The following is an 18,691-nucleotide window of genomic DNA, read 5'->3' on the forward strand; positions in this document are numbered from 1 at the left end:
TTATCCTAAGACACCCTTTAGCAGGACTAAACGCTATGACCCGGCCCCTTCATGGCCAGACGTATGTCTGGCTGCACGTTTTTTCCTGCGCTGCGCGGCATTTGTCGTTTACGCGTTGCGCCGAAGAACTGCACATCACGCCGGGTGCGGTGAGCCAGCAGATCCGCCAGTTGGAGGAGCGATTGGGTTTCCGTTTGTTTCATCGACGCGCGCGCGGGGTAGAGCTGAGTGCCGAGGGGCAGCGTTTGGCGACGACGGTGGGTGAGGCCTACGGCAGCATCGATGCTGAACTGCAGCGCTTGGACGCGGGGATGATCAGCGGCACGTTGCGGCTGCGTTCGATCCCGTCGTTTCTCGGCAAGTGGCTGACCCCGCGTTTACCGCGCTTGCAGCAACGCTTTCCGGATATCCAATTGCGCATGGTTGCCGAGGACAGCAGCATCGCTCTGCATGAGGGCGATTTTGACCTGGCCATCGACTTGAACGACGGCAGCTACCCCGGCCTGTTATCCACAGCCTTGCTCGACGAGCAGATCTTCCCGGTGTGCGCCCCGAGCCTTCTACGCGGCAGGCCACCGTTGCATGGCCCGGCCGACCTGGTGCATTTCCCGTTGCTGCACGACATTACCGCCTGGCGTGGGAGTTATGAGTACGCAGAGTGGGAGTTCTACCTGAATGCCATCGGCTATCACGACGCCGACGTGCGCCGTGGGCATACGTTCAATCGCAACCACCTGACCATCGAGGCGGCCATTGCCGGCATGGGCGTGGCCATCGCGCGGCGCACCTTGCTCAACGATGAATTGGAGCGCGGCACCTTGATCGTGCCGTTCGGCCTGGCCGTGCCCAACCACAAACGCTACGTGCTGCTCTATGCGCCGGGTGCACTGAGCCATCCGGGCGTGCGCGCGGTGCATGATTGGCTGGTGGAGGAAGCGGGGATTTTCCGCGGGTTGCACCCGTTGGGAGAGGGGCAATTGTAAGGTTGGCTGAGCGTAAGAAGATGTAACCAACTCCCCACCCTAACAGCGTTTTTGCTTGTCGTCAGACTTAATTTGTAATGTGGGATTTATCTTTGCAAAGGGGTTGAATTGTTCTTCGGACTGCTCAATTGTGTAATCAAGAGGTCATGGTTTCACCACCCCGGTGTTGCAGTTTGTGACCTCTCGCGAGCTAGCTGAAATAAGGGAAGAACTATGCAAATCCAAGTCAATAGCGATAACCATATTGAAAGCAGCATCCGACTGGAGGAGTGGGTACGTACTACCATTGAGAGCACGCTCGAACGTTACGAAGAAGACCTGACCCGCGTGGAGGTCTACCTGCGGGATGAGAACGGCGACAAGCCCGGTCCCCACGATTTAAGTTGCCGCCTGGAAGCACGGCCAAAAGGCCATCAACCGCTGTCGGTACTGCACAAGGCCGATACCCTGGAACAGGCGATCGACGGTGCGGCGACCAAGCTGGACCATGCGTTGGAACATCTGTTTGGCAGACTGCAAGGCAAGCCACGCGCTGCCGGGAAAAGTCTGTCGGACACCAAGGTTAACGAAGATGAGCTTGAACAGGAGTTTCTGGAAAAAGAACGTGCTGTGTTTAACAGCTGATCACTGAGAGTTCTTTCATCCCCCACTGAACGGGCCTGCCATTGCAGGCCCGTTTTCGTTTAGTGTCCGCGCCGGAAGAAAGACCTGCTCAACCACGCCAACCCACACGCCCCCCCTCCCGCGAAGAGCATGGCCCAGCCGACGCCATGGCGCAGGGCTGCCTGGGCATCGGTGACGCTAAGGTCCATCGATGAAGCCAGTTTGCCCGCCGCAATGTTCTGGCTGATGGCCGCCCAATCCAGCGCTGTGCTTTCGGGCAATACAGCAGCCAGTTGATGGCTGATCCCCAGCAACAGCACCAACCCCATCAACGCGATGTTGAGCGCGAGGGTGATCAGCCGCGCGCTGAGGTCGATGCCCGAGGCCATGCCTGCGCGGTCGGCCGAGACTGAACCGGTGGTGGTGTTGGTGGTGGGGGAGTTGGTCAGCGCCAATCCCACACCGGCCGCGATGCAACTGCTCAGCACCAGCACGATGCTTGGCTGCGCGGCAGCGTTTGCAGCGGCCATGCTCAAGAAACCTGCACCCATCAAACCTAACCCAAGAGGGATAATGCGTTCGGCGCCGTAGCGCAGGGCCAGGCGTTCGGCCAGTGGCGGCACCAGCAGTGTCGGCAAGGTGTAGGCGAGTAGGGCGCCGCCGGTGGTCAAGGTGTCGTAGCCCAGGCCGGCCTGGAAATACAGCGGCAGGTAGATCATGAACGGCCAGAAGCTGAAGTTCATGCCGATCGAGCCCATCAACGCGCCGTTGAAGCGCTGGATACGGAACACCGAGAAATCAAACATCGGGTGGGCGCTGCGCCGTTCAACAACGATGAACAGCAGCAGTGCGGCCACTGCCAGGCCCGCCCAGCCGAGCATGGCCGGGGTGCCAAAGCCGTGTTCGGTGCCTTGGGTGATGAAGTAGACCAGCGCGAACACCGACAGCGTCAAGGTGAGCATGCCGGCGATGTCCAGGCGATTGCCTGCCGGGTCGCGGGACTCCTGCACGCTGACGTGCAGCAGCACCAGGGTGAACACCGTGAGTGGCACGTGCACGAGAAACACCCAGCGCCAATCCGCCACCGCCAGGATCAACGCGCCCACCATCGGCCCGAAGCCCAGGCCCACGCCGGCAATCACGCCCCAGATCGCGAATGCTCGCGCCCGCGCTGCCGGTTCGCGGAACAAGTGCGACAAAATCGCGAACTGGCAAATCATCATCGCCCCGGCGCCGATGCCCTGGACGAAACGCGCGGCGATCAGCGTCGAAGCCTGCTCCGCCAGTCCACAGGCCAGGGACGCTAGCCCGAACAGCCACAGGCACAGCACCAGCATGCGTCGGCGGCCAAAGCGATCGGCCAGGGTGCCGGCCGCCATCAACACACTGGTGCAGGCCAGGGTGTAGGCATTCATGATCCATTGGGCGTCCTGGAAGCCGGTGCCCAGTTCCCTTTCAAGGGTGGGCAGGATGACCGGCACGCTGGAGATTTCCAGGCCGAACATCAGGGCGACCAGGCACACGGCGGTCAGCGCGAGACCATTTTTGGCGGTGCGCGGTGGGCTGGCGACCGATAACGTGGCAGCGGGTGGCATGGGGACTCTCCTGTCGTTGGGGGATCGGGTTATTTTCAGGGGAATCTGGTTCTTTATTCGTGATAAGTTTTCCATTAATACGGGAATCAGGAGCGACAATCGAGCCCATGACCACTCCACGTTTTGATGGCGTTGAACTCTTTCTGCAGATCGTCGAGAGCGGCAACCTGACCGAAGCCGCCGAGCGGCTGAATGTGACGCGCTCGGCAGTCGGCAAGGGCTTGGCGCGACTTGAGGCCCGCCTGGGCACGTGCCTGTTACAGCGCTCTACCCGTCGCCAACGGTTGACCGAGGACGGGCAGGCCTATTACGAGCATTGCCTGCGGGCGCTGGCGGAACTTGAGGCCGCCGAATCCGTGCTGGAAAGCGGACGGCAACAACCCCGCGGGCGGTTGCGGGCCAGCCTGCCATTAGCGTTCGGGCACCACTATGCGGCGCCTGCGCTATGGGGGTTGATGGATAGATTTGCCGAATTGGAGATCGAGATTTCTTTCTCTGACCGGCTGATCGACGTTGCCCAGGAAGGCTTCGACCTGGCGGTACGCATCGGCGCGCTGCCCGACACCGACCGCTTGAGCGCCCGTCGCCTGGGCGAGCAGGCGATTGGCCTGGCGGCGTCACCGGCGTACTTGCAGCGCGTGGGTCAAATAGAGCGCATCGAGGACCTGGCCGGGCATCGGGGCATTGCTTATCGCTGCAGTGCCCCGCGCCTGGAGTGGGCGCTCAATGACGAGCAGGGCCGCCCACACCGTGCGCGGGTGGCCTCGCCGCTGATGATGGATGACCTCCAGGCCGTGGCCGATGCCGCCATCGCGGGCGTGGGCCTGGCCTGGTTGCCCAGTTGGCTGATCGCCCACTATGCGCTGCGCGGTCAGTTGCAAGCGGTACTGCCTGGTTACTGCGAGCAGCCCTCGCCGATCCACGTGATCTGGCCCACGGCGGCGCACATGCCGGCCAAGACGCGCTGTGCCATCGACGCGTTGGTGGCCGGCACGCCCTCGTGCCTGGCGGGCAGTTAGAACTCAGGATGAACATAGGCATTGTGGTGAGCGGGCTTGTTGTGGTGAGCGGGCTTGCCCCGCGCTGGACTGCGTAGCAGGCCCATTTTTCAGGGTCGCTGCGCAACCCGGCGCGGGGCAAGCCCGTTCACCACAACAGGCCTCTCACCACAGCAGGCCCACTCACCACAGGTTATTTGTGGCTCGAGCCGTTAGAACGCGATGGAGGTCTGCACATACACCGTGCGTGGCTCACCGACGTATTTGCCTTTGTTGTTATCGTCGAATGAACGTGTGTAGTACTGCTTGTTGAAGATGTTTTTCACTCCCACCGCCACGTTCAGATCCGACAGCTGCGGGCCGAAGTCGTAGGCGGCGCGGCTGCTGAACAGCATGTAGCCGGGGATGCGCCCGTTCGCACCGTCGGCGCTTTCGGCCTGGGTGTTGGCGTTGTCGGCGAACTGGCTGCTCTGGTAGCTGCTGTCCAGGTTGAGCTTCCAGCGGCCTTCGGTGTAGCCCACGCCGAGGGTGCCCTTGTGTTTTGACGAGAAGGGCACGCGGTTGCCTTTGTTCGGGCCGTCTTCGCGGATGGTGGCGTCCACGTAAGCGTAGCTGGCATACACATCGAACCCTGCCAGCGCCGGGCTCAAGCCGTCGAGGGCGTAGTTGATGCTGGATTCGATGCCCTGGTGACGGGTCTCACCACGGGCAATCACCGAATCATTGGTCTGGTTGCTTTCGTACTGGTTGTCGAAGTTGATCAGGAACGCGCCGATTTCCGCGCGCAGGCTGCCGTTGTCGTAGCGTGTGCCGAGTTCCCAGGTCCGCGCTTTTTCCGGTTTGACTTCGCCGCTGGTCACACGGTTGGGCATCTGGCTGTACTGCACGCTACCGAACGAACCTTCGGTGTTGGCGTAGAGGTTCCAGTCGTCGGTGAGGTGATAGAGCACGTTCAGTGCCGGCAGCGCGGTGTTGTAGTCACCCTTGTATTTAACGTTGCTCAGGTTGTTGGTTTGCTGGGACTCGATCATCTCGTAGCGAATGCCCGGGGTGATGGTCCACTTGCCGATATCAATCCGGTCATCGATGAAGAAAGCATTGGCCTCGGTGCCGCCACGGGTGTCGCGGTCATTGCGGCTGTCGGTGGTGGGGATTTGCTGGTTGGCGGCAATCGGCGTGCGGTAGCGCAGTTCGTGGCCGGCCTCGTTGATGTAACGGTAGCCGACGCCCACTTCGTGGCTGGTCGGGCCCAGGTCAAAGCCTTGGGCGAAGCGCGTTTCCAAGCCGCGCACCCAGTACTCGCGCGGGGACAGCGACAGGAACGTGCCTTGGTCGAGGTAGCCGCTGCGCAGCGTCTTGGTGAAGAAGCTGTTTACGGTGAATTCGCGACGGTCCTGCTCATAGCGATAGCCGACGTTGAACATCGTACGGCGGCCCCAGAACTTGTCGTAGGGACGGGTGGACTGATACGGATCGGCCTTGTAGTCCGCGACGTTCAAACCACCGGGCATATCGGCCTGGCCTTCGTAGTATTGCGCCATGGCGTTGAAGCTGTTGGCATCATCGAGCTGGTATTTACCCTTGAGGATCAAGTCGTCAATGCGCGTGTTGCTGTTCTCGCGCCAGTCGCCGCCTCGGGTGCCGGAGTACAGCAGCGCGCCGCCCAGGCCGTTATCGGCGGTGCCGCCGGCGAGCAGGTTGCCGGTGGTCTTGAAGCCGTCCTGGCTGGAGGACGGGCTGGTTTCGGTCTGCAGGCCGCCTTTGACCGTGGGCGCATCCGGGATCGCGCGGGTCACGAAGTTGACCACGCCGCCGACGTTCTGCGGGCCGTAGCGCACAGCGCCGCCGCCGCGTACGACGTCTACCGCATCCATGTTGCCCATGCTGATCGGCGCGAATGAAAGCTGCGGCTGGCCGTAAGGCGCGAAAGGCACCGGGATGCCGTCCATCAACACCGTGGAGCGCGAGGCCAGGCGCGGGTTGAGGCCGCGAATGCCGAAGTTAAGCGCCATGTCGTGGCTGCCGGTGCCGTTGTTGTCCGGTGCGTTGACGCCGGGGATGCGGTTAAGCACGTCCTTGGCCTGGGTCGCACCCTGACGCTCGAACTCTTCGCGGCGGATCACATCACGGGCGCCTGGGTGTTCGAATACGTTGGTTTGCGCCGCATCGCCGAGCCAGTCGCCGACCACGCTGGACGTGCCCAATTCGATACTGGCCGGTGCCGTGACCGGTTGCAGGCTGTAGGCATTGTCGCCCTCGGCGCGGGCTTGCAGGCCGGTGCCTTCCAGCAGTTTTTGCAGGCCGTCTGCGGCGCTGTAATTGCCGGACAGGCCACGGCTCTGTCTACCCGCCGTAACCTCGGAACCGAAGGAAATCAGCACGCCCGCTTCGCGGCCAAACTGGTTCAGCGCAGCTTCCAGCGATGTCGGGGCGATGTGATACGGCTTGGCATCGGCCGCCATCACCGGCGGCAGTACGGTAAGACTCAGGCTGGCGCCGAGTAGGAGTTGGCGCAAGGTGCGGGCGAGAAGCGTCGGTTGCTGGGGCATGAACAGCGGTCCTGAGAAGGAAGGATCAAGGTGGCTTTCCTTCTCTGTCACGCGAGGGGTGGAAAACGGCTCATCGTTTTTGAAATTAATCTCAGGCGCGTGCCTGCACTGTCACCCAATACCGCGTAAAACGCCTTACTTTCACCGGCAGGCTCACTTCCAGCAGGTCGAGAATGCGTTCGCTGTCATCCAGCGGGTAGCTGCCGGAGATCAGCAGGTTGGCCACCTGTGGGTCGCAATTGACCTGGCCACGACGATAACGGCCCAGTTCGCCGAGGAAATCTTCCAGGCGCATGTGGGATGCGACCAGCATGCCGTCGGCCCAGGCGCCGCTGTTGGCGTCGGTGGGGCGCGGGGTGTCCCAGCCTTTGCGGGTGAAGTTGACCTGGCGCCCAGCCTCGACCGTCAGCGGCAGGCCGCTGTAGGTGTTGGGCATCACCTCGGCGCGGCCATCGAAGACCGTCAGTTGGGTGTGATCGTTGAACTGGCGCACATTCAAGCGCGCCGCCTGGCTGGTGAGCAGGCCCTGGCCGGTCAAGACATTCAGCGGCGTATTGCCTGCGAGGCTGGTCAGCAGGATCTCGCCTTCAAGCAGGCGGATCAGCCGCTGCCGGCCATCGAAGTGCACGTCCACCGCGCTACCGGTATTGAGCTGCAATTGGCTGCCATCGGCCAATTGCACCTTGCGACGCTGGCCGACGGGGCTGCGATAGTCGGCGGTCAGCGGCGGCAGGATATGTTGCTGGCGCAGGCTCCAGGCGGCGGCCGAACCGGCACCGAGGACCAGCAGTAACTTGAGGGCCTGGCGGCGGCTGGTGGAGGTCGGCGCATTCAATGCGGCATGGGCCAGGGGCGAGGGCATGCCGCGCAGGCGCTGATTCACGCGCTGCATATGGTCCCACGCGCGCTGGTGTTCGCTGTGGGCGTTCAGCCATTGCTGCCAGGCCGCTTGCTGGCGAGGGTTGAGCGCGCCTTGCTGCATTTCCATCAGCCAGTGCACGGCTTGTTCGGCGACTTGAGTGGAAAAATTCATAGGGCGAAATAGCAGCGCATGGCCGCTTTGTTCAGGTGGCGTTTGACGGTGGCGATGGAGATGCCCAGTTCAGCGCCGATTTGTGCGTAGGTCAGGCCATCCAGCTGGGCCAGCAGGAAAGCGCGTTTGACCTGCACGGGCAGGCCGTCGAGCAGCTGATCCAGCTCCACCAGGGTTTGCAGGATGATTGCGCGTTCTTCTTCCGACGGCGCGACGTGCTCGGGCATGTGCGCCAAGGCGTCGAGGTAGGCGCGTTCCAGGTCCTGGCGGCGGTAGAAGTTGAACAGCACGCGCTTGGCGACGGTGGTGAGGAACGCACGGGGCTCGATCAACGGGGGCGTTTCCCGTGCGGTGAGCACGCGAATGAAGGTGTCCTGTGCCAGGTCGGCGGCACTTTCCGGACAGCCGAGCTTGCGTCGCAACCAGCCGGTGAGCCAGCGGTGGTGGTCGTTGTACAAAACTTCGACGGTGTTGGACGGGCTCAACGGGGACACTCCACAAGCATCGCCATGCTTTAGAGAACAAGAATTGTTCGCATTGTAGGGTGCGTGAGCGGCTTCGGCAATCCACCTGCGCAGGTGATTCATCCGTTCTGTTTTGCTTATGAGAATATTTATCATTAATATTGCGTGCTGATGAACCTGGCGCTTCCCGCATGAAAAGCAAAACCTCGCTGCCTGTCTCCTATCGTCTTGCTGTGACCTCGCGCGTGCTGGCTGCCGTGTTGGGGGGGTACCTGATGGCTTCCCTGGCCAGTATCTGCCTGGCGCTGTGGATGCCTATTTCCCGTGCTGACGCAGTGATCACCGGGATGATGAGTTCGTTCGTGTTCTATCTGCTGGCCGTGCTCTGGTGTTTCGCCTGCCGCAGTGCCGCGCGCGCCTGGTTGGGTGTGATGCTGCCGAGCGGGGCTTTCGCCACGCTGGCGGGTGTGGGGTTCTGGATGGCACGCACATGAAAGAGGGCTTTCGCCAGGCCATGGCTTGGCTGCACACCTGGGCTGGGCTGATCTTTGGCTGGCTGCTGTTTGCGATTTTCCTGACCGGCACCTTGGCGTATTTCAAGGACGAAATCAGTCATTGGATGCAGCCTGAAGTACAGGCCCATCCGCTCGACGACACGCGCAGCCTCACGGTGGCACAGGCGTATCTGCAGCAGCAGGCACCGAATGCCGCGCGCTGGTTCATCACCTTGCCCGACAGCCGCGACCCCGGCCTGTCGGTGATGTGGCAAGACAAGGTCGACCCCGGCAAGCGCGGTAATTTCATCCAGAAAACCCTCGACCCGGTCAGCGGCCAGGCCGTGCAGGCCCGTGAAAGCATGGGCGGCGAGTTCTTCTATCGCTTCCATTTCCAGCTGCAGATGCCTCACCCGTGGGGCCGTTGGCTGTCGACCATTGCCGCGATGGTGATGTTTGTCGCGCTGATCACCGGCATCATCACCCACAAGAAAATCTTCAAGGACTTCTTCACCTTCCGCCCCCGCAAAGGCCAACGCTCCTGGCTCGACGGGCATAACGCGGTGGGCGTGCTGGTGCTGCCATTCCATTTGATGATTACCTACAGCAGCCTGGTGATCTTCATGAGCATGGTGATGCCGGCGCCGATCCTGGCTTCTTATGGCAACGACACCCGCGCCTTTTTCAGCGAGGTGTTCCCCAACACCAACAACGCGCCGGCCTTGGGCCAGCCAGGCACATTGCGGCCGCTGGTGCCGATGTACGAACAGGCACGGGCGCAGTGGAACGGTGGGCATGTGGGGCGCGTGGCGGTGAATAATCCCAGCGATGTAAACGCCTCGGTCAATGTGTTCCGCGCAGGTTCCGACAGCGTGGTGCACGATTTCGGCAGCACCGTTTCCTTCAACGGCAGCACCGGTGAGCTGTTGCGGGTGAGTGGCGAGCAGTCACTGCCGGCGGCCATCGGCGGCAGTTTCTATGGCCTGCACATGGGCCATTTCGCCGGTCCGGTCCTGCGCTGGTTGTACTTTATCTGTGGCTTGGCGGGCACGGCGATGATCGGCACCGGGCTGGTGATCTGGCTCGGCAAGCGCCAGCTCAAACATGCTAAAGCCGCGGTCATGCCGTTTGAATTGCGCTTGGTGGAAGTACTCAACATCGCCAGCATGTCCGGGCTGATGATCGCCATCGCGGTGTTTTTCTGGGCGAACCGTCTGCTACCGGTGAGCTTCGCCGAGCGTTCCGACTGGGAAGTGCAAACCTTCTTTATCGCCTGGGGCCTGAGCCTGTTGCACGCCATCCTGCGGCGCGGGCGACAGGGTTGGGTCGAGCAGTTAAGCGTCGGCGCGCTGCTGTTTATCGCCATTCCGCTGCTCAATGCGTTGACGACCTCGCACCACCTTGGCGTTTCGCTGGCCACTGGCGATTGGGCCATGGCCGGCTTCGACCTGACTTGCCTGGCCAGCGGAGTGTTTCTCGCCTGGGCCGCCTGGAAGATGCAGCATCGCACCGCGCCTGTGCCCAAGGCTGAACGCGCACGTCCGTTGACGCTCAAGCAGGAGACGAACTGAATGCTGCTCGCTCTGCTGATGTGCTACGCCGGGTTCACGGCACTGTGCTTGTCCACTGACCGTCACCACGGCGAGCTGCTGCACAGCAAACCCTCGCCCCGGCGGCGCCTGGGGTTGCGTGTGACCGGCTGGTTGCTGCTGACGCTGTCGATCTGGCCGGCGGTGAGTGTCGTCGGTTGGGGGCAGGGCCTGGTGGAGTGGTGCGCCGTGTTGATGCTCAGCGCGCTGCTGTTGGTGCTGTTGTTGCCGTATCGGCCAAGGCTGGCCTTGATCCTGGCAGGCGTCGGCCTGCTGGCCAGCCCGGTTGCGGCGTTTGCCACCCTTTGAGCCCACCTTGATGATCAGCACCCCACCCGAATCCCAGGACAGCCAGCACGCTGACGCGGCCGGTGGACGTGCGCATTTCCTGCGGGTGTTCTTGTCCCAGCGTTCGCAGATGGAAGCCCTGGTAAGTCGACGTGTGGGGTGCCGCGCCACGGCGGCTGACCTGGTGCAGGACCTGTTCCTGCGCTTCTGGCGCCGGCCGCTGGTGCAGGTTGAAGAACTCAGCACCTACCTGTTGCGCTGCGCCGGCAACATCGCTATCGACCACCTGCGCAGCGAAGGCGCACGGGTGCGCAGCAGCGAAGGCTGGCTGCCCGAGCAGCAAGACAACCAGGGCTCCGAACCCCAGGCGGCGCTGGAGGCAGGCAACGATCTGCGCCACGTCGAAGCGGCCCTGCGCAGCTTGCCCGAGCGTACGCGGCAGATTTTCCTGCTCAACCGCATCCACGGCCGTAAGTACGCCGAAATCGCCAAGGCCATGGGCCTGTCCCAAAGTGCCGTGGAAAAACATATGATGCGTGCTCTCGAAGCCTGCAAAGCCAGCCTTCGCGAACCTTCATCCCCCCGTACGCCAGGGAAAGCACCGTGAACGTCACCCCCACGCCCGCCCAGGAACACGCCGCACTGGCCTGGCTGAGCCTGCTGCACGACCAGCCCAGCAGCGGCGACCAGGCTACGTTCAGCCAGTGGCTGCGGGCCGACCCTGCGCACGTCGCGGCCTATTCCCAGGCGCAGGTGCTGTGGGAGTTGAGCGAAGTACCGGCGCGCAAGTTGGCGGACGAGGAGGCGTTGGCATTGCAGGGCTACCTTAATGCCATGCATGCCTCGAAGCGTTCGCGGGTCGTGCGCTGGTCCGGGGCGCTGGCCATGGCCGCGTGCCTGGTGGTGATGGTGTCGATGGGCGCCGGTTGGCAGCCGTCGCGCTGGGTCGATGACTTTGGCGCGGACTATGTGACGGCGCCCGGAGAAATCAAAACCGTCACCCTGGCCGACAAGTCCCAAATCACCCTCGATGCCGACAGCGCCATTGCTGTGGATTTCAACCATGGCGAACGGCATATCCAACTGCGTCGGGGCGCGGGCTTTTTCAGCGTGACCCACACCGGTGAGTCCTTCGTCGTGGCGGCGGCCAGTGGCGAAGCGCGGGTGCTGGGCACACAGTTTGAAGTCCGTCTGCAACCGGCTGGCGCTCAGGTAACGGTGTTGTCCGGGCGGGTTGGCGTGACGCCGTCAACGCAGGGGCAGCAGCAGATTCTTACGGCGGGCCAGCAAGTGGCCTACACCGATGGCATTGCCGATCAGATGCACGCGGTCGACAGCGAATCACGCCTGGCCTGGCGCGACGGCTGGCTCAACTACTACAAGGCGCCGCTGGCCGACGTGGTCAAGGACCTGGAGCGTTATTACCCTGGTCGCATCCTGTTGCTCAATGACGAGATGGGCGCCAAGCGCGTCAGTGGCAGCTTCCCGAGCCAGGATCCGCAGGCGGTGCTGAATGCATTGCAGGCGGTACTGGGTTTTGAACAGCACCATGTGCTGGGGCGAATGATCGTGGTGCGCTGATTACTTCAGCGCCGCCATGATTTTCTCCGGGCTGTAGTCGCGAATCAGCGTGCCGTTCACGTCCACGAACGGAATCCCGCCGCCGCCCAACGCCTCATACGCCTTGCGCGCCTGGGCGTCCTTCTCGATATCGAACGCCTGGTAGGGAATGCCTTTCTGGTCCAGGAACCGGCGGATCTGTTTGCAGTACCCACACCATTCGGTGGAATAGAGCACCACGCGCGCCGACGTGCGCACGTGCTCCGGCACCCCTTGCGAGGGGTTGAACACCCGCTCGATCTTGCCCCAGTTCTGGATCACCACCACGACCAGCAACACCAGCAGGACTTTCTTGAAAACCCCGCCCAGCATCAGTTGCGGCGCTTGAGCTGATCGGTCAGTTGGGTTGGCAGGCCCTTGATGATCAAGGTGCCGGCGGCTTCGTCGTACTCGATCTTGTCGCCCAGCAGGTGGGCTTCAAAGCTGATGGACAAGCCCTCGGCGCGGCCGGTGAAGCGGCGGAACTGGTTGAGGGTGCGCTTATCGGCAGGGATTTCCGGCGACAGGCCGTAGTCCTTGTTGCGGATATGGTCGTAGAAGGCTTTTGGCCGATCTTCATCGATCAATCCGGAGAGCTCTTCCAGGCCCATCGGTTCACCGAGCTTGGCCTGGCTGCTGGCGTAGTCCACCAGGGTCTTGGTTTTCTCGCGGGCGGATTCATCCGGCAGGTCTTCGCTTTCGACGAAGTCGCTGAAGGCCTTGAGCAGGGTGCGGGTCTCGCCCGGGCCGTCGACGCCTTCCTGGCAGCCGATGAAGTCGCGGAAGTATTCCGAAACCTTCTTGCCGTTCTTGCCCTTGATAAAGGAAATGTACTGCTTGGACTGCTTGTTGTTCTGCCACTCGGACACGTTGATGCGTGCCGCCAAGTGTAGCTGGCCGAGGTCCAGGTGACGCGAGGGAGTCACATCCAGCTCGTCGGTCACCGCCACGCCTTCGCTGTGGTGCAGCAGGGCGATGGCCAGGTAGTCGGTCATGCCCTGTTGATAGTGGGCAAACAGCACGTGGCCGCCGGTGGAGAGGTTGGACTCTTCCATCAGCTTCTGCAGGTGCTCGACAGCGGTGCGGCTGAAGGTGGTGAAATCCTGCCCACCCTCGAAATACTCCTTCAACCAGCCGCTGAACGGGTGCGCACCGGACTCGGCATGGAAGAAACCCCAGGCCTTGCCTTGTTTGGCGTTGTAGCTCTCGTTGAGGTCGGCAAGCATATTCTCGATGGCGGCCGACTCGGCAAGCTCGGAGTCGCGGGCATGGAGAACTGCAGGTGTGCCGTCGGGTTTTTTGTCGATCAGGTGGACGATGCAGTGACGGATCGGCATAGGCTTCTCGGCTGGTTGATAGGGGAGCGGTTGGCCTCCCCGAAAAGTCGCCAAGTGTACCGCACCATTGGCCAAGACGTGCTTCGAAGGGTGTTTCGAGCACCCTCCGACGGGCCATATGCCTTTTTTTCACGGTTTAGAGCGATAAAGCTGACCAAATGGGTAGGTAGAAGCGGATATTTCCCCGTCTCTGTGCTAGTTTTGCCCCGTCTTACGCCAAGTCTCGGCGATAAGCGTGCATTCAGCATCTGTCAGGTCGAACCAATCCCCGTTTCAAGCATCTATAACCCCGATCTCCGTGGTTATAGCCGGGGGTGCCAGGCCATGACGGTCGGGCTCGACGGCTGACACTGCACTCTGCAATCCATATGAATTTGATAGGGAAGGAACACCACAATGGCTATTACTAAAGACCAACTGATCGCTGACCTGGCTGAAGCAGTAGACGCACCGAAAACTACCGTGCGCGCTCTGCTGGACCAACTGAGCCAAGTTGTTGCTGACCAGCTGGAAAACGGCGGCGAAATCACTCTGCCAGGCGTTGGCAAACTGAAAGTGACCGAGCGTCCTGCCCGTACTGGCCGTAACCCTTCGACTGGCGCTGCCATCGAAATCGCTGCCAAGAAAGTTATCAAGCTGGTTGTGGCCAAAGGCCTGACCGACGCTGTTAACAAGTAAGACGCAGCAAAAAAAACCGTGCTCCGGAGCGATCCGGGCACGGTTTTTTGTCGCCTGCGATTTACTGTGGTTGCGGGGTTACTGTGGCGAGGGAGCTTGCTCCCGCTGGGCTGCGCAGCGGCCCCAAAAGTCTGGGAGCGGGAGCAAGCTCCCTCGCCACAATGGATCAGTCGCGCACCCAGCGCTGGCGCCAGATCTGCTGCTCGTTCTTGGTCTGGAAGGTCCAGGCCACGAAACGGCTTTGCTTCTGGCCCTGGGACATTTCCACCACTTGGCTTTCCAGCACGCCGGCTTTTTTCAGGGCTGTCTCGATAGCGGGCAAGTTTGACGCTTTTGACACCAAGGTGCTGAACCACAACACCTTGTGGGCAAAATGCGCGCTCTCGGCAATCAGCTGCGTCACAAAGCGCGCTTCGCCGCCTTCACACCACAGTTCAGCTGATTGGCCACCGAAGTTCAGCACCGGCAACTTGCGCTTGGGGTCGGCTTTGCCCAGGGCGCGCCACTTGCGCTCGCTGCCCTTGGTCGCTTCGTCCATGGACGCATGGAACGGCGGGTTGCACATGGTCAGGTCAAAGCGCTCACCCGGCTCCAGCAGGCTCAGCAGGATCTGCTTGGGGTTGGTCTGCTGGCGCAGTTGGATGACTTTGCTCAGGTCATTGGACTGCACGATTGCCTTGGCGGCGGCCACGGCGATAGGGTCGACCTCCGAGCCGAGGAAGTTCCAGCGGTACTCCATGTAACCAATCAGCGGGTAGACGCAGTTGGCGCCCATGCCGATGTCCAGCACCTTGACGATCGAACCGCGTGGGATCTTGCCGTCATTGACGCTGGCCAGCAGGTCGGCGAGGAAGTGCACGTAGTCGGCACGCCCCGGTACCGGTGGGCACAGGTAATCGGCCGGGATGTCCCAATGCTGGATGCCATAGAACGACTTGAGCAACGCTCGGTTGAACACCCGCACCGCGTCCGGGCTGGCGAAGTCGATGCTTTCCTTGCCGTACGGGTTGATGATCACGAATTGCGCCAGTTCCGGCGTGGTCTTGATCAGTGCCTGGAAGTCGTAACGGCCTGTGTGGCGGTTGCGCGGGTGCAGGGTGGCCTCTTTGCGCGGCACGACGGGTTTGGCCGTGGTTGCGGTTTTAGGCTTCTTGCGCGGAGGTTTTGGCGTGCTGGGGGCGGTCATGATGATTCTGGTGTTGGCTCAAAGTGGTGGGCATTGTCACACATCCTGAGCCTGTCCCGGTCAAATGTGGGAGGGGGCTTGCTCCCGATTGCGGTGGACCCGCCAGTTCATAGGTAGCTGACACACCGCTATCGGGGGCAAGCCCCCTCCCACATTGACTGTATTGCCAGCCTGGCATTGGGAGTCTCCAGGCAAAAAAAGAGGCCCGAAGGCCTAATGCAAGTCAGTTAAGGGCAAACACTGTACCTGTGGCGAGGGAGCTTGCTCCCGTTGGACTGCGCAGCAGTCCCAGTCTTTTGAAACAAAGAGCTGGGGCCGCTTCGCGGCCCAGCGGGAGCAAGCTCCCTCGCCACAGGTTATTTTTTTACCCTTTCTACGTCTTAACTGACTGGCATTAGGCCCGAAGGCCTCTTTCTTAAACGCGGTCCACCTTACAGGCTGGAAATCCGCGCATGTTGCTCCGCCAGCTTGCCCAAGGCCTGTTCAGCCTCGGCCAACTTGGCGCGTTCCTTGTCGATCACTTCCGCCGGCGCCTTGTCGACGAACGCCGCGTTGGACAGCTTGCCGCCCACGCGTTGCACTTCGCCTTGCAGGCGGGCGATTTCCTTGTCGAGACGGGCCAGTTCCGCACCCTTGTCGATTAGGCCAGCCATCGGCACCAGCACTTCCATGTCACCGACCAGTGCGGTGGCAGACAGTGGTGCGTCTTCGTCGGCCGCCAATACGGTGATCGACTCCAGCTTCGCCAGCTTTTTCAGCAGTGCGTCATTCTCGCTGAGACGACGCTGGTCCTCGGCACTGGCGTTCTTCACGAACACCGCCAGTGGCTTGCCCGGCCCGATGTTCATCTCGGCGCGGATATTGCGCGTGCCAAGCATCAGGGTCTTGAGCCATTCGATATCGCTTTCGGCGGCCTCGTCGATGCGCGCTTCGTTGGCCACCGGCCAAGGTTGCAGCATGATGGTCTTGCCTTCGATACCGGCCAGTGGCGCCAGGCGCTGCCAGATTTCTTCGGTGATGAACGGCATGAACGGATGCGCCAGGCGCAGCGCCACTTCGAGCACGCGTACCAGGGTACGGCGAGTGCCGCGCTGGCGTTCAACCGGCGCGTTTTCGTCCCACAGCACGGGCTTGGACAGTTCCAGGTACCAGTCGCAATACTGGTTCCAGATGAACTCGTACAAGGCTTGTGCAGCCAGGTCGAAACGGAACTGGTCGAGCTGGCGGGTCACTTCGGCTTCGGTGCGTTGCAGCTGCGAGATGATCCAGCGGTCGGCCAGGCTCAACTCATAGGCTTCGCCGTTCTGGCCGCAGTCTTCGCCTTTATCCAGCACGTAGCGCGCGGCGTTCCAGATCTTGTTGCAGAAGTTGCGATAGCCTTCGACGCGGCCCATGTCGAACTTGATGTCGCGACCGGTGGACGCCAGCGAGCAGAACGTAAAGCGCAGGGCGTCGGTGCCATAGCTGGCGATACCGTCGGCGAACTCGTCGCGGGTCTGCTTCTCGATCTTCTTCGCCAGTTTCGGCTGCATCAGGCCCGAGGTGCGTTTCTGCACCAGGGTTTCCAGGTCGATGCCGTCGATGATGTCCAGCGGGTCCAGGACGTTGCCCTTGGACTTGGACATCTTCTGGCCCTGGCCATCACGCACCAGGCCGTGCACGTACACGGTCTTGAACGGTACCTGCGGGGTGCCGTCCTCGTTCTTCACCAAGTGCATGGTCAGCATGATCATCCGGGCAACCCAGAAGAAAATGATGTCGAAGCCGGTGACCAGCACGTCGGTGGAGTGGAATTTCTTCAGGAATTCGGTCTGCTGCGGCCAGCCCAGGGTGGAGAAGGTCCACAGGCCCGAACTGAACCAGGTGTCCAGTACGTCGTTGTCCTGTTGCAGCGCAACGTCCGCCCCCAGGTTGTGCTTGGCGCGCACTTCGGCTTCGTCGCGGCCGACGTAGACCTTGCCCGACTCGTCGTACCAGGCCGGAATGCGATGGCCCCACCATAGCTGACGGCTGATGCACCAATCCTGGATGTCGCGCATCCACGAGAAATACATGTTTTCGTACTGCTTGGGCACGAACTGGATACGGCCGTCTTCCACGGCGGCAATGGCAGGTTCTGCCAGCGGCTTGGTAGACACGTACCACTGGTCGGTCAGCCACGGCTCGATCACGGTGCCGGAGCGGTCGCCCTTCGGCACTTTCAGGCCGTGGTCGTCAACGCTGACCAGCAAGCCGGCGGCGTCGAAGGCGGCAACGATCTGCTTGCGCGCTTCAAAGCGGTCAAGGCCAGCGTATTCAGCCGGGATCTTGCCGTCGATGCTGTCGTTCAGCGTGCCGTCCAGGTTGAACACCTGGCAGGCCGGCAGAACGGCGGCATTCTTGTCGAAGATGTTCAGCAGCGGCAGGTTGTGGCGCTTGCCGACTTCGTAGTCGTTGAAATCGTGGGCCGGTGTGATTTTCACGCAGCCGGTGCCGAATTCAGGGTCGCAGTAGTCGTCCGCGATAATCGGGATGCGGCGGCCCACCAGCGGCAGCTCGACAAACTTGCCGATCAGCGCCTGGTAGCGTTCGTCGTTCGGGTTAACGGCTACGGCGGCGTCGCCGAGCATGGTTTCCGGGCGCGTGGTGGCGACGATCAGGTAGTCGTTGCCTTCAGCGGTCTTGGCGCCGTCGGCCAGCGGGTACTTGAGGTTCCACAGGAAGCCTTTCTCGTCGTGGTTTTCCACTTCGAGGTCGGAAATCGCCGTGTGCAACTTGGTGTCCCAGTTGACCAGGCGCTTGCCGCGATAGATCAGGCCGTCTTCATGCAGGCGCACGAAGGCCTCTTTCACGGCTTCCGACAAGCCGTCGTCCATGGTGAAGCGCTCGCGGCTCCAGTCCACGGACGAGCCCAGGCGGCGGATCTGACGGCTGATATTGCCGCCGGACTGGTCTTTCCATTCCCAGATCTTTTCCAGGAATTTCTCGCGACCCAGATCATGACGGCTCTGGCCGGTGGCTTCGAGTTGGCGTTCCACGAGCATCTGGGTGGCGATGCCAGCGTGGTCGGTGCCCGGCTGCCACAGGGTGTTGCGGCCCTGCATGCGGCGGAAACGGATCAACGCATCCATGATCGCATTGTTGAAGCCGTGGCCCATGTGCAAGCTGCCAGTGACGTTCGGTGGCGGAATCATGATGGTGTAGGAATCGCCCGCGCCTTGCGGGGCGAAATAATTCTCGGATTCCCAGGTGTTGTACCAGGAAGTTTCGATAGCGTGCGGCTGGTAGGTCTTATCCATGCGCGGCGGGACCCTAG

Annotated in this window: 17 protein-coding genes; 9 read left to right on the plus strand and 8 right to left on the minus strand. The window is 61.8% G+C overall.

Features of this window, described 5'->3' with window-relative positions; translation table 11 throughout:
• The first annotated feature begins 35 nt into the window (after positions 1–35).
• Together AO064_RS23895 and AO064_RS23900 are read left to right on the plus strand one after the other, a co-directional pair.
• Positions 36–983 (plus strand): LysR substrate-binding domain-containing protein, encoded by a 948-nt coding sequence (locus tag AO064_RS23895; protein ID WP_012722379.1) that lies wholly within the window; start codon positions 36–38, stop codon positions 981–983.
• Between the two features lie 213 nt (positions 984–1,196).
• Positions 1,197–1,607 (plus strand): HPF/RaiA family ribosome-associated protein, encoded by a 411-nt coding sequence (locus tag AO064_RS23900; protein WP_012722380.1) that lies wholly within the window; start codon positions 1,197–1,199, stop codon positions 1,605–1,607.
• Between the two features lie 59 nt (positions 1,608–1,666).
• Here the strand turns inward: AO064_RS23900 and AO064_RS23905 are convergent, their stop codons facing one another.
• The gene (locus AO064_RS23905) at positions 1,667–3,181 is read right to left on the minus strand and encodes an MFS transporter (RefSeq protein ID WP_064054834.1); all 1,515 of its coding nucleotides are present in this window, start codon (positions 3,179–3,181) and stop codon (positions 1,667–1,669) included.
• Between the two features lie 107 nt (positions 3,182–3,288).
• Between AO064_RS23905 and AO064_RS23910 the strand changes: the two genes are divergently transcribed.
• Positions 3,289–4,200: a LysR family transcriptional regulator gene (locus AO064_RS23910; protein ID WP_012722382.1), complete on the plus strand. Its 912-nt coding sequence runs from the start codon at positions 3,289–3,291 to the stop codon at positions 4,198–4,200.
• Positions 4,201–4,391: 191 nt separating this feature from the next.
• On the opposite strand, the gene fecA is transcribed toward AO064_RS23910, so the two are convergent.
• From fecA to AO064_RS23925, 3 genes are all read right to left on the minus strand, one after another.
• Complete coding sequence (fecA, locus tag AO064_RS23915; RefSeq protein WP_064054835.1) at positions 4,392–6,728, minus strand: TonB-dependent Fe(3+) dicitrate receptor FecA; 2,337 nt, start codon at positions 6,726–6,728, stop codon at positions 4,392–4,394.
• 91 nt (positions 6,729–6,819) lie between these two features.
• Positions 6,820–7,761, minus strand: a complete 942-nt coding sequence (locus AO064_RS23920) for a FecR domain-containing protein (protein ID WP_064054836.1) — start codon at positions 7,759–7,761, stop codon at positions 6,820–6,822.
• The gene (locus tag AO064_RS23925) at positions 7,758–8,246 is read right to left on the minus strand and encodes a sigma-70 family RNA polymerase sigma factor (protein WP_043204827.1); all 489 of its coding nucleotides are present in this window, start codon (positions 8,244–8,246) and stop codon (positions 7,758–7,760) included. Before AO064_RS23925 ends, AO064_RS23920 begins: the two co-directional genes overlap by 4 nt.
• A gap of 170 nt (positions 8,247–8,416) precedes the next feature.
• Here AO064_RS23925 and AO064_RS23930 point away from each other — a divergent pair, with 170 nt between their 5' ends.
• From AO064_RS23930 to AO064_RS23950, 5 genes are read left to right on the plus strand one after another with little or no spacing between them, the layout of a single operon-like run.
• The gene (locus AO064_RS23930; protein ID WP_064054837.1) at positions 8,417–8,719 is read left to right on the plus strand and encodes a DUF3649 domain-containing protein; all 303 of its coding nucleotides are present in this window, start codon (positions 8,417–8,419) and stop codon (positions 8,717–8,719) included.
• Positions 8,716–10,290 (plus strand): PepSY-associated TM helix domain-containing protein, encoded by a 1,575-nt coding sequence (locus AO064_RS23935; RefSeq protein ID WP_064054838.1) that lies wholly within the window; start codon positions 8,716–8,718, stop codon positions 10,288–10,290. Before AO064_RS23930 ends, AO064_RS23935 begins: the two co-directional genes overlap by 4 nt.
• Positions 10,291–10,617: a DUF3325 domain-containing protein gene (locus AO064_RS23940; protein WP_064054839.1), complete on the plus strand. Its 327-nt coding sequence runs from the start codon at positions 10,291–10,293 to the stop codon at positions 10,615–10,617.
• 7 nt (positions 10,618–10,624) lie between these two features.
• The gene (locus tag AO064_RS23945) at positions 10,625–11,203 is read left to right on the plus strand and encodes an RNA polymerase sigma factor (RefSeq protein WP_064054840.1); all 579 of its coding nucleotides are present in this window, start codon (positions 10,625–10,627) and stop codon (positions 11,201–11,203) included.
• Entirely contained in the window at positions 11,200–12,177 is a 978-nt protein-coding gene (locus AO064_RS23950) for a FecR family protein (protein WP_064054841.1), read from the plus strand. Before AO064_RS23945 ends, AO064_RS23950 begins: the two co-directional genes overlap by 4 nt.
• On the opposite strand, the gene AO064_RS23955 is transcribed toward AO064_RS23950, so the two are convergent.
• Positions 12,178–12,528: a glutaredoxin family protein gene (locus AO064_RS23955; protein WP_064054842.1), complete on the minus strand. Its 351-nt coding sequence runs from the start codon at positions 12,526–12,528 to the stop codon at positions 12,178–12,180. It abuts the gene before it with no gap.
• Positions 12,528–13,532: a nucleoid-associated protein YejK gene (yejK, locus tag AO064_RS23960; protein WP_012722392.1), complete on the minus strand. Its 1,005-nt coding sequence runs from the start codon at positions 13,530–13,532 to the stop codon at positions 12,528–12,530. Before yejK ends, AO064_RS23955 begins: the two co-directional genes overlap by 1 nt.
• Positions 13,533–13,928: 396 nt before the next feature.
• On the opposite strand from yejK, the gene AO064_RS23965 reads away from it, so the two are divergent.
• The gene (locus tag AO064_RS23965; RefSeq protein WP_003188840.1) at positions 13,929–14,210 is read left to right on the plus strand and encodes an HU family DNA-binding protein; all 282 of its coding nucleotides are present in this window, start codon (positions 13,929–13,931) and stop codon (positions 14,208–14,210) included.
• 166 nt (positions 14,211–14,376) lie between these two features.
• Here the strand turns inward: AO064_RS23965 and rlmF are convergent, their stop codons facing one another.
• A complete protein-coding gene (gene rlmF / locus AO064_RS23970; RefSeq protein WP_064054843.1) occupies positions 14,377–15,396 on the minus strand; it encodes a 23S rRNA (adenine(1618)-N(6))-methyltransferase RlmF in 1,020 nt (339 codons plus the stop codon).
• A 431-nt stretch (positions 15,397–15,827) separates the two neighbouring features.
• Complete coding sequence (locus AO064_RS23975; RefSeq protein ID WP_064054844.1) at positions 15,828–18,674, minus strand: valine--tRNA ligase; 2,847 nt, start codon at positions 18,672–18,674, stop codon at positions 15,828–15,830.
• Positions 18,675–18,691 lie beyond the last annotated feature (17 nt).

Source organism: Pseudomonas marginalis, from assembly GCF_001645105.1.
GTDB classification, from domain to species: Bacteria; Pseudomonadota; Gammaproteobacteria; order Pseudomonadales; family Pseudomonadaceae; genus Aquipseudomonas; species Aquipseudomonas petroselini.

What these genes read in the sequence shown, in the direction of transcription:
- AO064_RS23895 (WP_012722379.1), top strand. Translation starts at nt 36, where the DNA reads ATGACCCGGCCCCTTCATGGCCAGACGTATGTCTGGCTGCACGTTTTT.
- AO064_RS23900 (WP_012722380.1), top strand. Translation starts at nt 1,197, where the DNA reads ATGCAAATCCAAGTCAATAGCGATAACCATATTGAAAGCAGCATCCGA.
- AO064_RS23905 (WP_064054834.1), bottom strand. Translation starts at nt 3,181, where the DNA reads ATGCCACCCGCTGCCACGTTATCGGTCGCCAGCCCACCGCGCACCGCC.
- AO064_RS23910 (WP_012722382.1), top strand. Translation starts at nt 3,289, where the DNA reads ATGACCACTCCACGTTTTGATGGCGTTGAACTCTTTCTGCAGATCGTC.
- fecA (WP_064054835.1), bottom strand. Translation starts at nt 6,728, where the DNA reads ATGCCCCAGCAACCGACGCTTCTCGCCCGCACCTTGCGCCAACTCCTA.
- AO064_RS23920 (WP_064054836.1), bottom strand. Translation starts at nt 7,761, where the DNA reads ATGAATTTTTCCACTCAAGTCGCCGAACAAGCCGTGCACTGGCTGATG.
- AO064_RS23930 (WP_064054837.1), top strand. Translation starts at nt 8,417, where the DNA reads ATGAAAAGCAAAACCTCGCTGCCTGTCTCCTATCGTCTTGCTGTGACC.
- AO064_RS23935 (WP_064054838.1), top strand. Translation starts at nt 8,716, where the DNA reads ATGAAAGAGGGCTTTCGCCAGGCCATGGCTTGGCTGCACACCTGGGCT.
- AO064_RS23940 (WP_064054839.1), top strand. Translation starts at nt 10,291, where the DNA reads ATGCTGCTCGCTCTGCTGATGTGCTACGCCGGGTTCACGGCACTGTGC.
- AO064_RS23955 (WP_064054842.1), bottom strand. Translation starts at nt 12,528, where the DNA reads ATGCTGGGCGGGGTTTTCAAGAAAGTCCTGCTGGTGTTGCTGGTCGTG.
- yejK (WP_012722392.1), bottom strand. Translation starts at nt 13,532, where the DNA reads ATGCCGATCCGTCACTGCATCGTCCACCTGATCGACAAAAAACCCGAC.
- AO064_RS23965 (WP_003188840.1), top strand. Translation starts at nt 13,929, where the DNA reads ATGGCTATTACTAAAGACCAACTGATCGCTGACCTGGCTGAAGCAGTA.
- rlmF (WP_064054843.1), bottom strand. Translation starts at nt 15,396, where the DNA reads ATGACCGCCCCCAGCACGCCAAAACCTCCGCGCAAGAAGCCTAAAACC.
- AO064_RS23975 (WP_064054844.1), bottom strand. Translation starts at nt 18,674, where the DNA reads ATGGATAAGACCTACCAGCCGCACGCTATCGAAACTTCCTGGTACAAC.